The organism is Pseudomonas sp. MH9.2, from assembly GCF_034353875.1.
Lineage (GTDB): Bacteria > Pseudomonadota > Gammaproteobacteria > Pseudomonadales > Pseudomonadaceae > Aquipseudomonas.
This window is the reverse complement of record NZ_CP133784.1, coordinates 2,660,588-2,676,904: the sequence shown is the minus strand read 5'-3', so window position 1 is coordinate 2,676,904 and position 16,317 is coordinate 2,660,588. Positions and strand designations below refer to the sequence as shown.

Annotated in this window: 13 protein-coding genes; 4 read left to right on the top strand and 9 right to left on the bottom strand. The window is 58.4% G+C overall.

Features of this window, described 5'->3' with window-relative positions; translation table 11 throughout:
• Nucleotides 1–66: 66 nt before the first annotated feature.
• The 8 genes from RHM55_RS12615 to RHM55_RS12580 all read right to left on the bottom strand — a co-directional run bounded on the left by RHM55_RS12615 (nt 67) and on the right by RHM55_RS12580 (nt 9,954).
• Complete coding sequence (locus RHM55_RS12615) at nt 67–1,989, bottom strand: PrkA family serine protein kinase (RefSeq protein ID WP_322182483.1); 1,923 nt, start codon at nt 1,987–1,989, stop codon at nt 67–69.
• A 285-nt stretch (nt 1,990–2,274) separates the two neighbouring features.
• Nucleotides 2,275–2,604 carry a thiosulfate sulfurtransferase GlpE gene (gene glpE, locus RHM55_RS12610; RefSeq protein ID WP_322182481.1) on the bottom strand — a complete coding sequence of 110 codons (330 nt, stop codon included), beginning with the start codon at nt 2,602–2,604 and terminating at the stop codon, nt 2,275–2,277.
• Nucleotides 2,605–2,641: 37 nt separating this feature from the next.
• Nucleotides 2,642–3,523: a symmetrical bis(5'-nucleosyl)-tetraphosphatase gene (locus tag RHM55_RS12605; protein ID WP_322182479.1), complete on the bottom strand. Its 882-nt coding sequence runs from the start codon at nt 3,521–3,523 to the stop codon at nt 2,642–2,644.
• The gene (gene apaG, locus RHM55_RS12600; protein ID WP_322182477.1) at nt 3,523–3,903 is read right to left on the bottom strand and encodes a Co2+/Mg2+ efflux protein ApaG; all 381 of its coding nucleotides are present in this window, start codon (nt 3,901–3,903) and stop codon (nt 3,523–3,525) included. The genes RHM55_RS12605 and apaG overlap by 1 nt, the downstream gene beginning before the upstream one ends.
• A 142-nt stretch (nt 3,904–4,045) precedes the next feature.
• The gene (rsmA, locus tag RHM55_RS12595; protein ID WP_322182475.1) at nt 4,046–4,852 is read right to left on the bottom strand and encodes a 16S rRNA (adenine(1518)-N(6)/adenine(1519)-N(6))-dimethyltransferase RsmA; all 807 of its coding nucleotides are present in this window, start codon (nt 4,850–4,852) and stop codon (nt 4,046–4,048) included.
• A complete protein-coding gene (gene pdxA / locus RHM55_RS12590; RefSeq protein ID WP_322182473.1) occupies nt 4,849–5,838 on the bottom strand; it encodes a 4-hydroxythreonine-4-phosphate dehydrogenase PdxA in 990 nt (329 codons plus the stop codon). Before pdxA ends, rsmA begins: the two co-directional genes overlap by 4 nt.
• Nucleotides 5,835–7,175 carry a peptidylprolyl isomerase SurA gene (gene surA, locus RHM55_RS12585; RefSeq protein WP_322182471.1) on the bottom strand — a complete coding sequence of 447 codons (1,341 nt, stop codon included), beginning with the start codon at nt 7,173–7,175 and terminating at the stop codon, nt 5,835–5,837. Before surA ends, pdxA begins: the two co-directional genes overlap by 4 nt.
• Complete coding sequence (locus tag RHM55_RS12580; RefSeq protein WP_322182469.1) at nt 7,156–9,954, bottom strand: LPS-assembly protein LptD; 2,799 nt, start codon at nt 9,952–9,954, stop codon at nt 7,156–7,158. The genes surA and RHM55_RS12580 overlap by 20 nt, the downstream gene beginning before the upstream one ends.
• Before the next feature lie 128 nt (nt 9,955–10,082).
• Here RHM55_RS12580 and RHM55_RS12575 point away from each other — a divergent pair, with 128 nt between their 5' ends.
• Genes RHM55_RS12575 through RHM55_RS12565 form a run of 3 tightly spaced genes read left to right on the top strand, consistent with a single transcriptional unit; the run spans nt 10,083 to nt 12,579 of the window.
• Nucleotides 10,083–11,108 carry an aminoglycoside phosphotransferase family protein gene (locus RHM55_RS12575; protein WP_322182467.1) on the top strand — a complete coding sequence of 342 codons (1,026 nt, stop codon included), beginning with the start codon at nt 10,083–10,085 and terminating at the stop codon, nt 11,106–11,108.
• Nucleotides 11,109–11,127: 19 nt separating this feature from the next.
• A complete protein-coding gene (murU, locus tag RHM55_RS12570; RefSeq protein ID WP_322182465.1) occupies nt 11,128–11,811 on the top strand; it encodes an N-acetylmuramate alpha-1-phosphate uridylyltransferase MurU in 684 nt (227 codons plus the stop codon).
• Nucleotides 11,812–12,579 carry a DnaJ domain-containing protein gene (locus RHM55_RS12565; protein ID WP_322182463.1) on the top strand — a complete coding sequence of 256 codons (768 nt, stop codon included), beginning with the start codon at nt 11,812–11,814 and terminating at the stop codon, nt 12,577–12,579. It abuts the gene before it with no gap.
• Nucleotides 12,580–12,781: 202 nt separating this feature from the next.
• On the opposite strand, the gene RHM55_RS12560 is transcribed toward RHM55_RS12565, so the two are convergent.
• Entirely contained in the window at nt 12,782–13,765 is a 984-nt protein-coding gene (locus RHM55_RS12560; protein ID WP_322182461.1) for an alpha/beta hydrolase family protein, read from the bottom strand.
• Nucleotides 13,766–13,886: 121 nt separating this feature from the next.
• On the opposite strand from RHM55_RS12560, the gene RHM55_RS12555 reads away from it, so the two are divergent.
• On the top strand, nt 13,887–16,310 hold the full coding sequence (locus RHM55_RS12555) for a PAS domain S-box protein (RefSeq protein ID WP_322182459.1): 2,424 nt from the start codon (nt 13,887–13,889) through the stop codon (nt 16,308–16,310).
• Nucleotides 16,311–16,317: the final 7 nt, after the last annotated feature.

The following is a 16,317-nucleotide window of genomic DNA, read 5'->3' as shown; positions in this document are numbered from 1 at the left end:
GCCTGTGTAGCAGAAAACGCTGACACAGGCTCTCGGCTAACGACAACCGGTGTAACCGGCAGCGGGTTATTGTGATTTTCTAACCCGCAGATACCACTCGGACAGCAGTCGTACCTGTTTGTCGGTGTAACCGCGTTCGACCATCCGTGTGACGAAGTCGTTGTGTTTTTGTTGATCCTCTTTGCTGGCCTTGGCGTTGAAGCTGATGACCGGCAGCAGATCCTCGGTGTTCGAGAACATTTTCTTCTCGATAACCACCCGCAGCTTCTCGTAGCTGAGCCACGTTGGATTTTTGCCGTTGTTATTGGCCCGCGCACGCAATACGAAGTTGACGATTTCGTTGCGGAAATCCTTTGGATTGCTGATGCCTGCAGGTTTTTCGATTTTTTCCAGTTCCTCGTTCAGCGCGACACGATTGAGGATTTCGCCGGTTTCCGGATCCCGGTATTCCTGATCCTGAATCCAGAAGTCTGCGTAGAGCACGTAGCGGTCGAAAATGTTCTGACCGTATTCGCTGTAGGACTCCAGGTAGGCAGTCTGGATTTCCTTGCCGATGAACTCGATGTAGCGCGGCGCCAGGTACTCTTTGATGAACCGCAGATAACGTTCGCGGGTTTCCGCCGGGAATTGCTCCTGCTCGATCTGTTGTTCGAGCACGTACAGCAGGTGAACCGGGTTAGCGGCGATTTCATGCGGGTCGAAGTTGAAGACTTTCGACAGAATCTTGAACGCGAAGCGCGTCGACAGGCCGTTCATCCCTTCATCGACACCGGCGTTGTCACGGTACTCCTGAATGGACTTGGCTTTTGGGTCGGTGTCTTTGAGGTTCTCACCGTCGTACACCCGCATCTTCGAGTAGATGTTCGAGTTTTCGGGCTCTTTAAGGCGCGACAGCACGGTGAACTGCGCCAGCATTTTCAGAGTGTCCGGTGCGCAGTGGGCGTTGGCCAGGGAGCTGTTGAAAAGCAGCTTGTCGTAGATTTTGATCTCATCGCTGACCCGCAAGCAGTACGGCACTTTGACGATGTAGATTCGGTCGATGAAAGCTTCGTTGTTCTTGTTGTTGCGGAAGCTGTGCCATTCCGATTCGTTGGAGTGGGCCAGCAGGATGCCAGTGAACGGGATCGAGCCCAGGCCTTCGGTGCTGTTGTAGTTACCTTCCTGAGTGGCGGTCAGTAATGGGTGCAAGACCTTGATCGGCGCCTTGAACATTTCGACGAATTCCATCAGGCCTTGGTTGGCCCGGCAGAGTGCCCCGGAGTAGCTATAGGCATCAGCGTCGTTCTGAGGGAATTCTTCCAGTTTGCGGATATCGACCTTGCCCACCAGCGCAGAAATGTCCTGGTTGTTCTCGTCCCCTGGTTCGGTTTTCGCCACGGCGATCTGGTTGAGGATGGACGGGTACAGCTTGACCACCCGGAACTGACTGATGTCGCCCCCGAATTCGGCCAGACGCTTGGTCGCCCAAGGCGACATGATGGTGTTCAGGTAACGCCGAGGAATTCCAAAGTCTTCCTCGAGAATCGCGCCGTCTTCAGTCGCATTGAACAGACCGAGCGGTGACTCGAAAACGGGGGAGCCTTTGATGGCGTAGAAGGGCACTTTCTCGATCAGCTGTTTGAGTTTTTCAGCCAGCGATGATTTACCTCCACCCACGGGGCCGAGCAGATAGAGGATTTGTTTCTTCTCCTCAAGGCCCTGCGCGGCATGCCGGAAGTAGGAGACGATCTGATCGATGCATTCTTCCATGCCATGGAAGTCTTCGAACGCTGGGTAGCGGCGGATCACCTTGTTGGAGAAAATCCTGGATAACCGCGAGTTGGCCGAGGTATCCAGCAACTCAGGCTCGCCTATAGCCAGCAGAAGACGTTCTGCGGCTGAGGCATAGGCACTACGGTCACTTTTGCAGAGATCTAGATACTCCTGTAACGAGAGCTCTTCCTGGCGTGTCGATTCAAAGCGTTGTTGGAAGTGGCTAAAAATACTCATGACGTCACCTCGCTCGATACGTGGAGCCGGCGGCGGATCGTCAGTCGATGTCGATGCTGGCATACAGCTGAAATCCAGCTGCTGTTTACCCCCCAGAACACCATAAAGTTACTACCGATGACCCGCGCGCCGGTGTACCGGCTCTCCCCTGATTTGGATGGCCTACGGCTAAGGATAGTTCGGAATCAGAAAGAGAAAGAAGGGATGAGCAATAAGTCTGTCTGACCGTTTATCAGTTCGAGGCCCAAGCCCGCATGGGGCGCGGGATCGGGCGGTATAAAAAAATTATTCCGGGGTGCTTTGCGCTGTTTCGTCGGGATAGGTGTTGCGCCATAACTCGAAACCGCCATCCAGGCTGTAAACGTCCGAAAAACCCTGCCCCACGAGATAGGCTGCTGCGCTTTGGCTGGAGTTGCCGTGATAGCAGACGACCACCAAGGGTTTGTCCAGATCGGCCTTGGCGATAAAGTCGGCGATGGAGTGGTTATCCAGGCGCTGCGAGCCAGGGATGTGTTGGGCGTCAAACGCCTGAGGGTCGCGTACGTCGACCAATACGGCGCCTTGTTCGCGCAGCGAATGGGCTTGCGCGGGAGGGATGCGCTTGAACTCGGTCATGGACTGGGCTCCTTGGGGTTTGGCTGAAAAGTGGATGCTAACGCTGGCTGGTGGTTTGTGACCCGGCACCCGCAATTGAGGCAGGATTGGCGCGTGCCAGGCCCTTGTTGTCGCAATCGCATCGGTGCAGTTCACCGCTATCAACGTTGAGCAAGGTCATGGCGCTGCCCCAGACACAGCCCGTGTCGAGCGCAATCACGTTGGGATCGGTGCACTTGCCTTCAAGGGCCGCCCAATGGCCGAAGATAATCTTCACGTCACTGGTTTTACGATCCTTGTAACTGAACCATGGGGCATAACCGGGCGGGGCGGTGTCTGCACCTTCCTTGCCTTTGAGGTCGAGCTTGCCGTCGCTGGTGCAGAAACGCATGCGTGTGAAGTAGTTGGTGATCACCCGTAGTCGCGTCACGCCGCGCAGGTCTTTGTCCCACTTGGCAGGTTCGTTGCCGTACATGCCATCGAGGAAAGGGTCGAGCAGGTTGTCGTCACGCAGTGCTTCTTCGACTTCGCTGGCGCATTTGAGCGCTTTTTTCAGCGTCCACTGGGGTGGGATGCCGGCATGCACCATGGCGATATTGCGTTCGGCGTCGTAATGCATGAGCTTTTGCTGGCGTAGCCAGTCAAGCAGGTCGGCACAATCAGGTGCCTCAAGCACTTCGCGCAGGGTATCGCTTTTCCTGAGGCGCTCGATATTGCGCGATGCCGCAAGCAAGTGCAGATCATGGTTGCCCAGCACGCAGACCAGCGCGTTGCGAATGCCGAACAGGAAACGCAGGGTTTCGAGTGATTGCGGGCCGCGATTGACCAGATCCCCCACCAGCCACAGGCGGTCTTTACTCGGGTCGAAGGCGACATGTTCGAGGAGGCATTGCAGGGGTTCCAGGCAGCCTTGCACGTCACCGACGGCATACACCGCCATCAGTGCAGGACTCCGGGCACCGCCAGGCGAAAGGGTGCAATGACTGCCTCGAAACGTTTGCCGTCTTCGGCCAGCATTTGATAACTGCCTTGCATGTTGCCGACTTTCGTCATCATGACCGTGCCGCTGCTGTAGGTATGGCTTTGCCCGGCCTTGATCAGGGGCTGTTGGCCAACCACGCCATCCCCCCGAACTTCCTCGACATGACCATCACCGTCGGTGATGACCCAGTGCCGGGAGAGCAGTTTTGCGGGCAGTTCGCCACTGTTGTGCACCGTGACGGTGTACGCGAACGCGAAACGGTTCTGCTCGGGTTGCGACTGTTCTACGAGGAAGCGAGTGACGACGCTGACGTCGACCTGATAACGGGGATCGGACATGCAAGAGGCCTTGAAAGCAAAAGCGGAGAAAGGCGGACAATACCGGTGAAATCCAGTCTAGGGTATTTAGGAGGTAAAAAACCAACCCTCTGCGGGCTGTGTGCCCGCAATGGCGTTTTTACCTCCTGGATACCCGGACACTTTACTCTGCGATGGGTTGTTCGCTCAGTTTGTCCGCCAGGCGGACAAAGGCTGCAAGGTCCAGTTGTTCTGGACGCAGGCTGCCATCGACGCCAGCAGCTGTAATCTCTTCGCTGCTGAGCAAAGCCTTGAGTGTATTGCGCAGGGTCTTGCGGCGCTGATTGAAGGCTTCACGTACGACGCGTTCGAGTAAGCGATGATCCTTGGCCGGGTGCGGCAGGACGTCGTGTGGCACCAGGCGCACAATGGCCGAGTCGACTTTAGGTGGCGGATTGAACGCACCAGGCCCAACGTTGAACAGGTGTTCGACGCGGCAGTGGTACTGAACCATGATCGACAGACGACCATAATCACCACCGCCAGGGCCTGCGGCGAGACGCTGGACCACTTCTTTTTGCAGCATGAAGTGCATGTCGCGGATCAGATTGGCGTTCTGCAGCAGATGGAAGATCAGCGGCGTGGAGATGTTGTACGGCAGGTTGCCAACGACTCTCAGGCTGTTCGGCGCCGGGTTCAGACTGGTGAAGTCGAACTTCAGTGCGTCGCCCTGATGCAGATGGAAGTTGGGTTTGTTGCCAAACTGATGCGTGAGGATCGGGATCAGGTCCTTGTCCAGCTCAACCACATCCAGTTGTGCGCCGCTGTTGAGCAGGCCTTCGGTCAGGGCGCCTTGGCCCGGGCCGATTTCCAGCAGGCGATCTTCCGGGCGGGCGCGAATCGCACGCAGAATTTTATCGATCACACCCGCGTCGTGCAGGAAGTTTTGCCCGAAACGCTTGCGCGCCCGGTGTTGGAATTGCTCGGTCATGAATGCGTCTCGGCCATCTGGTAGGCGGTTTCCAGGGCGACCTTCAGGCTGCCGGTGTCGATCTTGCCGCTGCCGGCCAGATCCAGTGCGGTGCCGTGATCCACTGATGTGCGGATGATCGGCAAGCCCAGCGTCACGTTGACGGCGGCACCGAAACCTTTGTACTTCAGTACGGGAAGGCCCTGGTCGTGGTACATCGCCAGCACTGCATCGCAGTGCTCCAGATATTTGGGGGTAAACAGAGTGTCGGCAGGCAGTGGGCCGCGCAAATCAAGGCCCTCACTGCGCAGACGCTCCAGAGTAGGTTCAATGATGTCGATTTCTTCGCGGCCCAGGTGTCCGCCTTCGCCGGCATGCGGGTTGAGCCCGCAGACCAGAATGCGTGGCTGGGCAATGCCAAACTTGTTGACCAGATCGGCGTGGAGGATACGCGTAACGCGCTCCAGTCGCTCCGGCGTGATCGCATCGGCCACCTCACGCAGCGGCAGGTGAGTGGTCACCAGTGCTACGCGCAAGTCGCCGGTGGCGAGCATCATCACGACCTGTTCGGTGTGTGTCAGCTCGGCGAGGAATTCGGTGTGGCCTGAAAAGACGATGCCTGATTCGTTGATGACGCCCTTATGCACCGGTGCGGTAATCATCCCGGCAAAGTCGCCATCAATGCAGCCCTGTCCGGCGCGGGTCAGCGTCTGCAGCACAAAGGCAGCATTGGCTTTGTCCAGTTGGCCTGCGGTCACAGGCGCCTGCAAGGGCGTGTCCCAGACGTACAGGCTGCCAGCCGGGGCGGGCAAGTCTGGCCAGGCATCGGGGGTCACCGGCAGCAGATTGACGGCCACACCCAGCAACGCGGCCCGCTCCAGGAGCAGGTCACGGCTGGTAATGGCAATCAGGGGGTGCGGCTGAGGTTGCGAGGCGAGCAGCAGGCACAGGTCGGGACCTATACCGGCCGGCTCGCCGGGTGTCAGAGCAAAGCGCTGTGGCTTCACTGCACAGCCTGACCAGCTTGGCCGGTCTGCTCAGCGCCTGGGAGCTTGATCTCAACGTAGGCTTCGTCGCGAATCTGACGCAGCCAGGTTTGCAGCTCTTCATCGTATTTACGGTTGCGCAGCACCGTCAGTGCCTGCTGGTCACGGGCTTGATCCGTGCTGTCGGTGGCGCGGCGGCCAAGGACTTCAAGAACATGCCAGCCGTAAGGCGTTTTGAACGGTTTGGACAATTCGCCGGCTTGAGTATTGGCCATGACTTCGCGGAATTCAGGAACCAAGGAGTTTGGATCGACCCAGTTCAGGTCGCCACCATTGAGTGCAGAGCCCGGGTCTTCGGAGAAGCTTTTTGCCAGCTCACCAAAGTCGTCGCCATTCTTGATGCGCTCATACAAGCGCTCGGCCAGACGATGCGTTTCTTCTTCGCTGCGGATTTCGCTCGGTTTGATCAGGATGTGGCGTACGTGCACTTCATCACGCATCAGCGATTTACCCTGGCCGCCGCGCTTTTCCAACAGCTTCAGGATAATGAAACCACCGGGTGTGCGTGCTGGCGGTGTTACATCGCCAACCGGCATGGAGCCCAGCATTTCGCCGAACGGTGGTGGCAACTGAGCGGCTTTGCGCCAGCCCATATCACCGCCGTCCAATGCGTTTTCGCTTTTGGACTTGGCAATCGCCATCTGGCCGAAGTCAGCGCCGCGCTTGAGTTGATCGTAAACATCCTTGGCGTCGCTGGCCGCCGCCTGGATCGCCGACGAAGACGCGCTGTCGGGAGTGGCGATCAGGATGTTGGCGAGGTGGTATTCCTCGGACATTTGCATCTTGCCCATATCGGAAGCCAGGAAGTTCTTCACTTCCTGTTCCGATACCTGGATACGCTCCTGAACCCGGCGCTGACGCACCCGGCTGATGATCATTTCCCGGCGGACCTGTTCGCGAGCGTCGTTATAGGACAAGCCGTCATGAGCCAACGCGGCGCGGAATTGATCCAGGCTCATGTTGTTGCGTTGGGCAATGGTCCCGATGGCCTGGTTCAGCTCTTCATCGGTGATCCGGATGCCGGAGCGATCACCGATTTGTAGCTGGATATTCTCCACGATCAGGCGCTCGAGCACTTGCTGGTCCAGAACGCTCGCAGGCGGCACACCAGAGCCACGTTTGGCAATGGTTTGCTGTACCTCACGGACCCGCTGGTCCAGCTGGCTTTGCATGATCACGTCGTTATCGACGATGGCCACGACCTTGTCGAGGGGCTGCACCGCAGCATGCGCTGCGGTGCCCAGGAGTAGCGCGCCCAACATGAGCGGGCGCAGACAGTTAGAAAGCTTTGTCTTCACGTTCTTGATAACCCTGAATGCCTTTGTCGAGGAAGGATTCAACTTTGGCGCCAGTAACACCGCCCAGTCCCTTCAACACAACTTGTAAGAAAATGCCGTGGTCGCCTTTTTCGTTCTGAGGCGCTTGTTGGCTGAACTCGTCATAGTTAACCCAGTAACGGTTGATCAGACGCAGCTTCCAGCAGCAGTTGTCATATTCAAAGCCACCAAAGGCTTCGAGGGTACGGTTGCGGTTGTAGTCGAACTGCCAGCGGCTGATCGCGCTCCATTGCGGCACGATTGGCCAGATCACCGAGAAGTCGTGTTGCTGGATTTTGTAGTAATCCTTCACATAGCCCGGTTGGCCTGGGGTGCCGTAATCGCCACCACCAACGTTCCACTTACCGGTGCTCTGGTCATAACGTACCAGGTCATTACGGTAGCGGTAACCGGCGTTGATGATCTTGCCTGGGCTGTCTTCAGGCTGGTAGTGCATCATCGCGCTGCCAGAACGGGTGCTGCGGCTGTCCGGATCCCAGTTGAAATCGGACGTCGCGCGCCAGTCGCGGTTGAAGCGGTATTCGTATTCCAGTGCATAAGGCGATACGTTGGCCAGAGCATCGGCACGCGTACGGTAATCAATGCCTGGCAGTTGTACCTTGCGATCCTTGAAGTACATCGCTTGACCGATGCTGAAGCGTTGGCGTTCGAAGCCATTGTCTTCAATCCAGCGGTTGGTGATGCCCAAGGACAGCTTGTTCTCGTCACCAATACGGTCGGAGCCCACGAAACGATTGTCGCGGAACAGCGATGCATAGTTGAACGTGGTTTCGGCGGTATCGAAAACCGGGATGTCGTTCTGGTCTTTATCCGGCACGTAGAGGTAGAACAGGCGTGGTTCCAATGTCTGGCGGTAATTTTTGCCGAACCACTGGGTGTCCCTGTCGAAGTACAGGCCGCTGTCGATGCTGGCAATCGGTATGGCACGATCTTGCGAGCTGTTGAACGTCTCCTGGGTAGGCGATGTCAGGTTCGCGTTCGACAATAGATAGTCTTTACCTTGGCTATCAAGACTCAGATCGTACTTGGTATAAACATATTTGAGCGACGGCTTGATAAAGCCATACGTCCAGTTCAGCGGCAAGCTGACAGCAGGCGCAAGATTCAGGCGATCACCGTTGGCACGCGCGAGGCCGGCTACGTTGGTATCGAGGCGTGGACTGACTCCGCCATTCTGGTCGACAAAATTACCTGTCTCCAGATTCCGGTCAAAACGTACAGCTTCGGTCTCGTAAGCGAAGTTCAACCCGCCCGGATGATACGGCAGCGCACCATTGATGGTGAGTTGCGGCAGGCGATTGTACGGTGTGATATCCGCAACGGTCGCCAGCTTGAAGGCCTGCATGTTGAACCGTGCGGTGTAGGTATCGCCGCGCCAGGTCAGGGAACCTTGCTGATTGATGTAGTCAGTGTTCTTGATACCAATCTGATCGGTCTGCAAATCCTGGAAGTAGTACGGATCGCTGATGTCGGTGTAGTCGACCTGACTCATCAGGCGCGAATCCAGACCGCCCTTGTGCTGCCAGTTGATCATCCAGCGCGTGTCTTTGTAGTCCGTCTGCAGTTGGCGATCATTGTCTTTATCGTTGAGGTACGCGGCGCCTACTTGGCCCTCGGATGTTTTGGTCAGGTAGCGGAACTCACCTTCCATCAACAAACCGCGTTTACCCATGTAGCGCGGGTACAACGTGGCATCGTAGTTCGGTGCCAGGTTGAAGTAATACGGCGTAACCAGCATCAGGCCCGTCTTGCTGTTGCTGCTGATAGACGGAGGCAGGAAACCAGACTGACGACGATCATCGATCGGGAAATAAATGTACGGGGTGTAGAAAATCGGTATGTCTTTGACCCGCAGCGTCGCGTTGGTCGCGGTACCGAAACCCGTGGCCGGGTTCAAGGTGATGTTATTACCCTTGATTTCCCATGCGTTGCTGCTCGGTTCGCAGGTGGTGTAAGTGCCGTCCTTGAGTCGAATGATCGCGTTCTCGGCACGCTTGGCGTACAGCGCGCTCCCACGGACATTGGACTTATGCATCACGTATTCGGCGTTGTCGACTTTGGCTTCGCCGGTATCGAGCTGCATCTCGGCGTGGTCACCCACGATCAGGGCGCCGTTCTGGCGAAGACGGACATTGCCGTTCAGTTCGCCACGGTTTTCTGTCTGATAAAGGCTGGCTTCCTCAGACTCCGCCTGTAGGCCACCTTGACGCAATACGACGTCACCGGCCAGGGTCGCGACCTGTTCTTCCTGTTGATAACGAGAGGCCTTGGCACCGACGAACATCGGCGCGTCGCTCATCTTCGTCTTGTCATTCATGCCAGGACGGATCGGCTCGACGTAGGCACCTGAACAATAGGGGCCTGTTTCGGCCAATTGAGCCGGGGTAAGTTTCTCCCGCGGAACCCAATCCAGGTGGCTGTAGTCAGCACTGCGCGACTTCAGGCCTCGGCCTTTGGCTTCGGTGACCAGTGTGGGGGTGGCTTTTTCGCCGCCACGGGAACCGCTGTCCGAAGGGCCTTGGCCGGTCGAACTAACAGCGTCCGTGCTATGCACGGGCCGCGGCGGCAGTTGAGCAGCGTTGGCTTTCGGCGCGCAATCCCAGGTGCCCGAAGCAGAGACTGAGCAGTCATACTGTTCCGCGGCAACCACGAATTGAGTGGCTAGAGGTTGCATCGCCAGCAAACTGCCGGTTACGAGCAACGGAAATTTTTTACGGAACGCGGGGGATTTCAATGCCATCTTATTAGTCCGGGCTTCCTGCGTGCCATCTGCCGGCGGGGGGCCGCACGCCTCTCGATGGGCTGAAAAAGATGTCGGATAATAAAGCATGACCCGCTTGACGGCTAGCGCCGTCGGAGACCCTAGCAATGCCAGATCAAGATGTACGCCTGCAACACCTGAAAGTTTGGCTCAATGATCAGTTACACACGCTGTTCGCAGCTCAAGGCTGGGGCGCTGTACCCCCGGCCACGTTGACCGCCGCCAGCAGTGATGCCAGTTTTCGGCGATATTTCCGTTGGGAGGGCGAAGGTCGAACTTTTATTGTGATGGATGCGCCTCCACCCCAGGAAAACTGCAAACCCTTCGTGGATATCGCTCATTTACTGGCTAAATCAGGAATTAATGTTCCGAAAATTTATGCCGAAGACCTGACGCGAGGCTTTCTTCTGCTCAACGACTTGGGTCGCAAGACCTACCTCGACGTGATCAATACCGAGAATGCCGACGCGCTGTTCGCCGATGCGTTCGACGCGTTGCTGGCCTATCAGCAGTTGCCGATGGACGCACCGTTGCCGAGCTATGACGTCGCGCTGTTGCGCCGCGAGCTGGAACTCTTCCCCGAGTGGTATGTACGTCGTCATCTGGGCGTCGAGATGAGCCCCGCACAGCTGGGGGCGTGGCAGCGGGTCAGCGATCTGTTGATCGACAGCGCGCTGGAGCAACCCAACGTGTTGGTGCATCGCGACTATATGCCGCGCAACTTGATGCACAGCGAGCCGAACCCTGGCGTGCTGGATTTTCAGGATGCGGTGTATGGGCCGGTGACCTATGACGTGACCTGCCTGTTCAAGGATGCATTCTTGAGCTGGCCCGAGGAGCGTGTGCGCGGCTGGTTACTGACGTATTGGCAAGCAGCCGGCAAGCTGGGCATCCCGGTGCAGACGGAGTTTGAAGATTTTCTGCGGGCCAGTGATCTGATGGGCGTGCAGCGACATTTGAAAGTTATCGGTATTTTTGCGCGTATTTGCCACCGTGACGGCAAGCCTCGCTACCTGGCCGACGTGCCGCGTTTCTTCGCCTATATAGATACCGTATTGGCGCGGCGCCCGGAGCTGGCTGAGTTGGCTGAGTTGCTGGCAAGCCTGCGTCAACCTGTTGGAGTTGTTGTATGAAAATGAAGGTAGTAAGCGCATGAAAGCGATGATTCTCGCCGCAGGTAAAGGCGAGCGCATGCGGCCTTTGACCTTGCACACGCCGAAGCCTCTGGTGCGTGCGGGCGATGTGCCCCTGATCGAATATCACCTGCGGGCGCTGCTCGCAGCGGGATTCACAGAGGTGGTGATCAACCATGCCTGGCTGGGTCAGCAGATCGTGGATTATCTCGGTGACGGGCAGCGCTTGGGTTTGAGCATCCGTTATTCCGCCGAAGGCGAGCCGCTGGAAACCGGTGGCGGGATATTCCGTGCCCTGCCGCTGCTGGGCGACGAGTCGTTTTTGGTGGTGAACGGCGATATCTGGACGGATTACGATTTCACCCGTTTGCATCGACCTATCCCCGGGCTGGCGCATCTGGTGCTGGTCGATAACCCTGCGCATCACCCTGCAGGCGATTTTGCGCTGGTGGATGGGCATGTCCTGGATAGCCATGAGGTTGCCAGCCAAACCGCACCGCGGCTGACCTACAGTGGCGTGGCCATCCTCCATCCACGCCTGTTCGACGGTTGCGTGGCCGGTGCCTTCAAGCTGGCGCCGTTGTTGCGCGAAGCCATGGCGCAAGGGCAGGTCACGGGCGAGCATTTCACGGGGCGCTGGGTCGATGTCGGTACCCATGAGCGCTTGGCTGAAGTCGAGCAGTTGCTTGCGGTGAGTCGCTAAATGCTGTGGCCAGGCACGTTGATTGGCGCTGGCGCCGGTTTTGCTATCGCCAGCATTCCGGGCGCGCTGCTGGGGGCGTTGCTCGGACAGGCGCTTGATCGGCGTCTGGAGTTGCACAGCTGGGCACATCTGCGTCAGCGACTGGGTGGACGCAAGGTCCCGCGTGACGATGAGTTGCTGTTCATTCTGCTCGGTCGTTTGGCCAAGAGTGATGGGCGAGTGGTTGATGGGCATATTCAGCAGGCTCGCGTGGAAATGCGTCGACTGGGCCTGAGTGAGCCGGCGCAGCGTCGTGCGATTCTGGCCTTCAATCGCGGCAAGGAAGGGCGCGACCGCCTGCGTGGGCACCTGGGCCGCATGAAGACCCAGCCGCATGCCGCCGAAGGGTTGCTGCGAGCGTGCTGGCGCATGGCCTGGGCCGACGGCAAGGTGTCACGGATCGAAACTGAGTTGATTGTGCTGTGGGGCAAATGGTTGGGCTGGGCAGCGCCAAGCGTTCAGGCATTAGCCGGCGAGTACGATCCGCACAAAAAGCCATTAACCCGTAGCGGTGATGACTATCAAGAGGCGCTGCAGTTGCTGGGCGTGGCAGCGGACGCAGAGCCGGCGCAGATCAAGCGCGCTTATCGACGTCTGCTCAGCCGCCACCACCCGGATAAAGTGGCGGGTACAGGGGCCAGCCTTTTGCAGGTGCGCGAAGCCACCGAGAAAACCCGTGATCTGCATCAAGCCTATATGCTGATTCGCGAGCGGCGGGATTTTCGCTGATCAGAGGTGTCAGGTGGATCGCTTTCGTGAATGAATTCACTCCCACAGTTGACCCTGTAGGCGCTGACTTGTCTGCGAATCGACTGCGCAGCAGTCGCAAAATAGCTGGACTCAGCGCCGCATGACGGTCCTGCAGGTCAGACGCGCCCCCGGTTTGCTGCGCGACAGCCCAGCCTCGAAAGGCGTGGCGGGGGTTCTTACATTACTTGGCCTCCAGCCAGCCACGAATGCGCCGGAACAGTTGCTCCTGTTCGGCGGTGTTGTTGCCCGGCAATGCCGTCAGCGCGACCTGCGTGTAGCCTTTGTTTTTCGTGCGTTTGCTCGCTTGCAGGCGTTGCAGTGCCGCCTGGCGGTATTGCGGCAAGTCCTTGTAGACGAAGTCCGCCGTTTTTACGTTCAGCGTTGTCGCCAGTTCATCCAGGGACGGCTTGGTGTTGGATGGCTCTTGCGCCGATACCATGACCAGTTTCTGGATGTTTGGCGACGGTCGCTCGCTCAAGTAGCGGGCGGCCCAATAGGCGCCGCTGCCATGCCCGACTAATACAATGCTGCGGGCTTTTTGCTGTTGCGCGTAGGCGATGGCGCTTTCAATGCGGGCGAAAATGCGCTCGGCCTCAGCCTTGGCGTGCTCTTCAGCGGCAGCTGCGCGCGCCACTTTGTCAGCTGCGTCGGCTTCGGCAGTGCTCGCGGGGTCGGCTTTTTTTGAGGACTCGCCGGTTTTGGCGTCCTTGTCCGCTGCAGTTTGATCTACGACAGCCACGGTTTCTTCGATGCGTGGCAAGCTGCCGCCGTTGGCCGTATCTGGCAGGGTCAGGCTCAAGCTGTCCCAGCCAGCATCGGGAAATTTGCGCCGCAGGGGCCCTACCGCCTGTGGCCAGTCCGCCGATTCGCCAGCCCCCGGGATGATGATCACTGCGCCCTTGGGTTGAGCGACGTTGGCGGGTTTCCACAGGGCGAGGAAGCTACCGCTGTCGGCCTGCAACTCTTGTTGTTCCTGTTGCGGCAGTTGGCGTTGGAGGGCGAGGGTGTCCTCCTGGCTGCGGTCCAGCAACAGTTGGCGTTCTGCAGGTACGGCTTCGGCTGCCGGTTTGTCCGACGCTGGATCAGCGGCCATTACCGGCAAGGCACAAGGTAGTATCAGCGACAGGCATAAGGCGGGAAACGTTGCGCTAAAGGTGTAGGACATCGGATATTCCAAGCCAGAAACAATCCTCGCAGCCTAATGGGTTGATCAGCATTTGTCAGGCGTGCTCAGGGTAGTAATGCAATGCGGGACACAATTCAGGAAGCCACGGAATGAAACGCTCATGATTCGATCACTGCGATGTTGGGTTCTCGCTTGTGCATGGGGGGCCTTGATTGCTCTGCCTTTGGTGGGCGTGCCGTTCGTGGCGTCGGCCGAGCCAGCGCCAGCATCCTCTGCCGCGACGTTGAGCGTGGAGCAGCGCGCCTGGCTTGATCAGCACGGCCCGTTAAGGGTGGGTCTGGTTCTGCAGGCGCCCTATGCACAGTTTGATCGGCGCCTGCAGCAATTGTCGGGGGCCAATGTCGACCTGATGAATTCGCTGGCCAATACCCTGCAGGTCGAACTGCTCTGGCGCAATTTTCCGGATCAGGCCGCGCTGGAGAAGGCCGTGGGCGAGGGGGCTGTCGATCTGGCGCCGGGGCTGACACAAACGCCTGCTGGTTTGCGTCTATGGTTGTTTTCCGACCCTTACATGCGCGTGCCGAATCTGGTGGTCGGCGAGCGCCAAGGGGCGGGAGCAGTCGATCTGGAGAAACTTGACAGCAGTGTCCGCGTTGCCGTGCGCATGCCCAGTGCAGTCGCCGATTATTTGCGCGGGACTTACACGCACCTCAATCTGCAAGGGGTGCCCCTGGAGCGCCAGGCGTTGCAGTTATTGTTGAGTCAGCAGGCCAAATACGCCGTGATTGACGAGGCGCAGCTCAGCCGTTTGTCCATCGAACCGGATTTTGCCGATTTGGCGGTGGTGGGCGACATCGGCTTGCCGCAGCTGTTACGCGTGGCGTCGCGAAAAAACTTGCCAGAGCTGGCCGACATCGTCAGTGCCGCGCTGCACGCGATCCCCGCCAGAGACCTTGAGCAGTTGCACGCACGTTGGTTGCAGCCCAAATACCCACGGCTGACTGAGTCACCGGGTTTCTGGCAAAACCTCAGTTTGTTGTTTGCGGTGATGGGACTGGCCTGTTTTGCGATTGTGATCTGGCAGCGCCGTCAGCAACAGGAGCTGGAACACAGCCTGCTGGCTGCGCGTGAAGACATTGCTTTGCGCCAAGCCAGTGAGGCGGCGTTGCGGCTGACGCAGTTCTCTATCGATCAAAGCACGGTTGGCATTCTCTGGGTCAATTGGGACAGTCATGTGCGCTACGCCAACCGCGCCGCCGAGGCCATGCTGGGGTATGGCGTGGGCGGGGTGGTGGATCGGCCGCTGATCGACTTCGAACCAAGCCTGCACATGGATCGCTGGTTGAATCTGTGGCGGCGCGCCCGTTCCACGGAGGACAGCCCACAAAGTTTCGAGACAAACTGTGTCTGCGCGAATGGCAGTATGTTGCCCACCGACGTGTCCTTGAGTTTTCTGCGCTTTCGCGATGCTGAATACCTCGTGGTTTACCTCACCGACGTGACTGATCGGCGTAGGGCATTGGCCGCGTTGCAAGAAAGTGAAGCGCGCCTGCAAGGGATCGCGGCCAACGTGCCGGGTCTGGTGTTCCGTCTGGAGCGGGCGAACGCAGGCGATGCGCCGGAGTTCGCCTATATCAGTGAAGGGAGTGAAAGCCTGGTCGGCTATTCGCCCGCAACCTTGCGTCATAAAGAGATGGGACTGCGCAATCTGGTGCACCCGGATGATCGCGCGGGCTATCACGTCATTCAGGATCGCTCTCTGGACGGCAATAGCGACTGGTCATGGCAGGGACGCATCCTGACCCGCAATGGTGAGGAGCGCTGGGCGGAGATCAAGGCCATCGCCCGGCGTCTGGAGGATGATCGCGTGGTCTGGGACGGGATCGTCTGGGACATCAGTGAAAGCAAGCGTATAGAACTGGAGTTGGCCGGTTCCCGTGAACAACTGCGCGAACTGTCAGCGCACCTGGAAAGTGTGCGTGAAGAAGAGAAAGCCCGCATCGCCCGCGAGGTGCATGACGAGCTGGGGCAGATGCTGACCGTACTCAAGCTGGAAACGTCGATGTGTGAGCTGGCTTACGCCGACCTTGATCCGGGCCTGCACGAGCGGCTGAACAGCATGAAACGCCTGATCTCGCAGCTCTTTCAACTGGTGCGTGATGTCGCCACGGCGCTGCGCCCGCCGATTCTGGATGCCGGCATTGCGTCGGCCATTGAATGGCAGGCCCGGCGTTTTGAGGCGCGCACCCAGATTCCGTGTCTTGTAGAGGTCCCCGATAACCTGCCCATGCTCAGCGATGCCAAGGCCATCGGCTTGTTTCGGATTCTTCAGGAAGCATTGACCAACGTGATGCGTCACGCCCAGGCGCATACCGTCGAGCTGAGTCTGACGCTGGATGACGGCATGCTGTGCATGACCATCGCCGACGACGGTTGCGGTTTTGTGCCCGAGCAGGGCAGGCCAACCTCGTTCGGTCTGGTGGGCATGCGCGAACGGGTGTTGATGCTGGGTGGCAGATTGCTGCTGGACAGTGAGTCCGGTGAAGGCACAACCTTGCGTGTGTACATTCCACTTGCCGATTAATTATTGA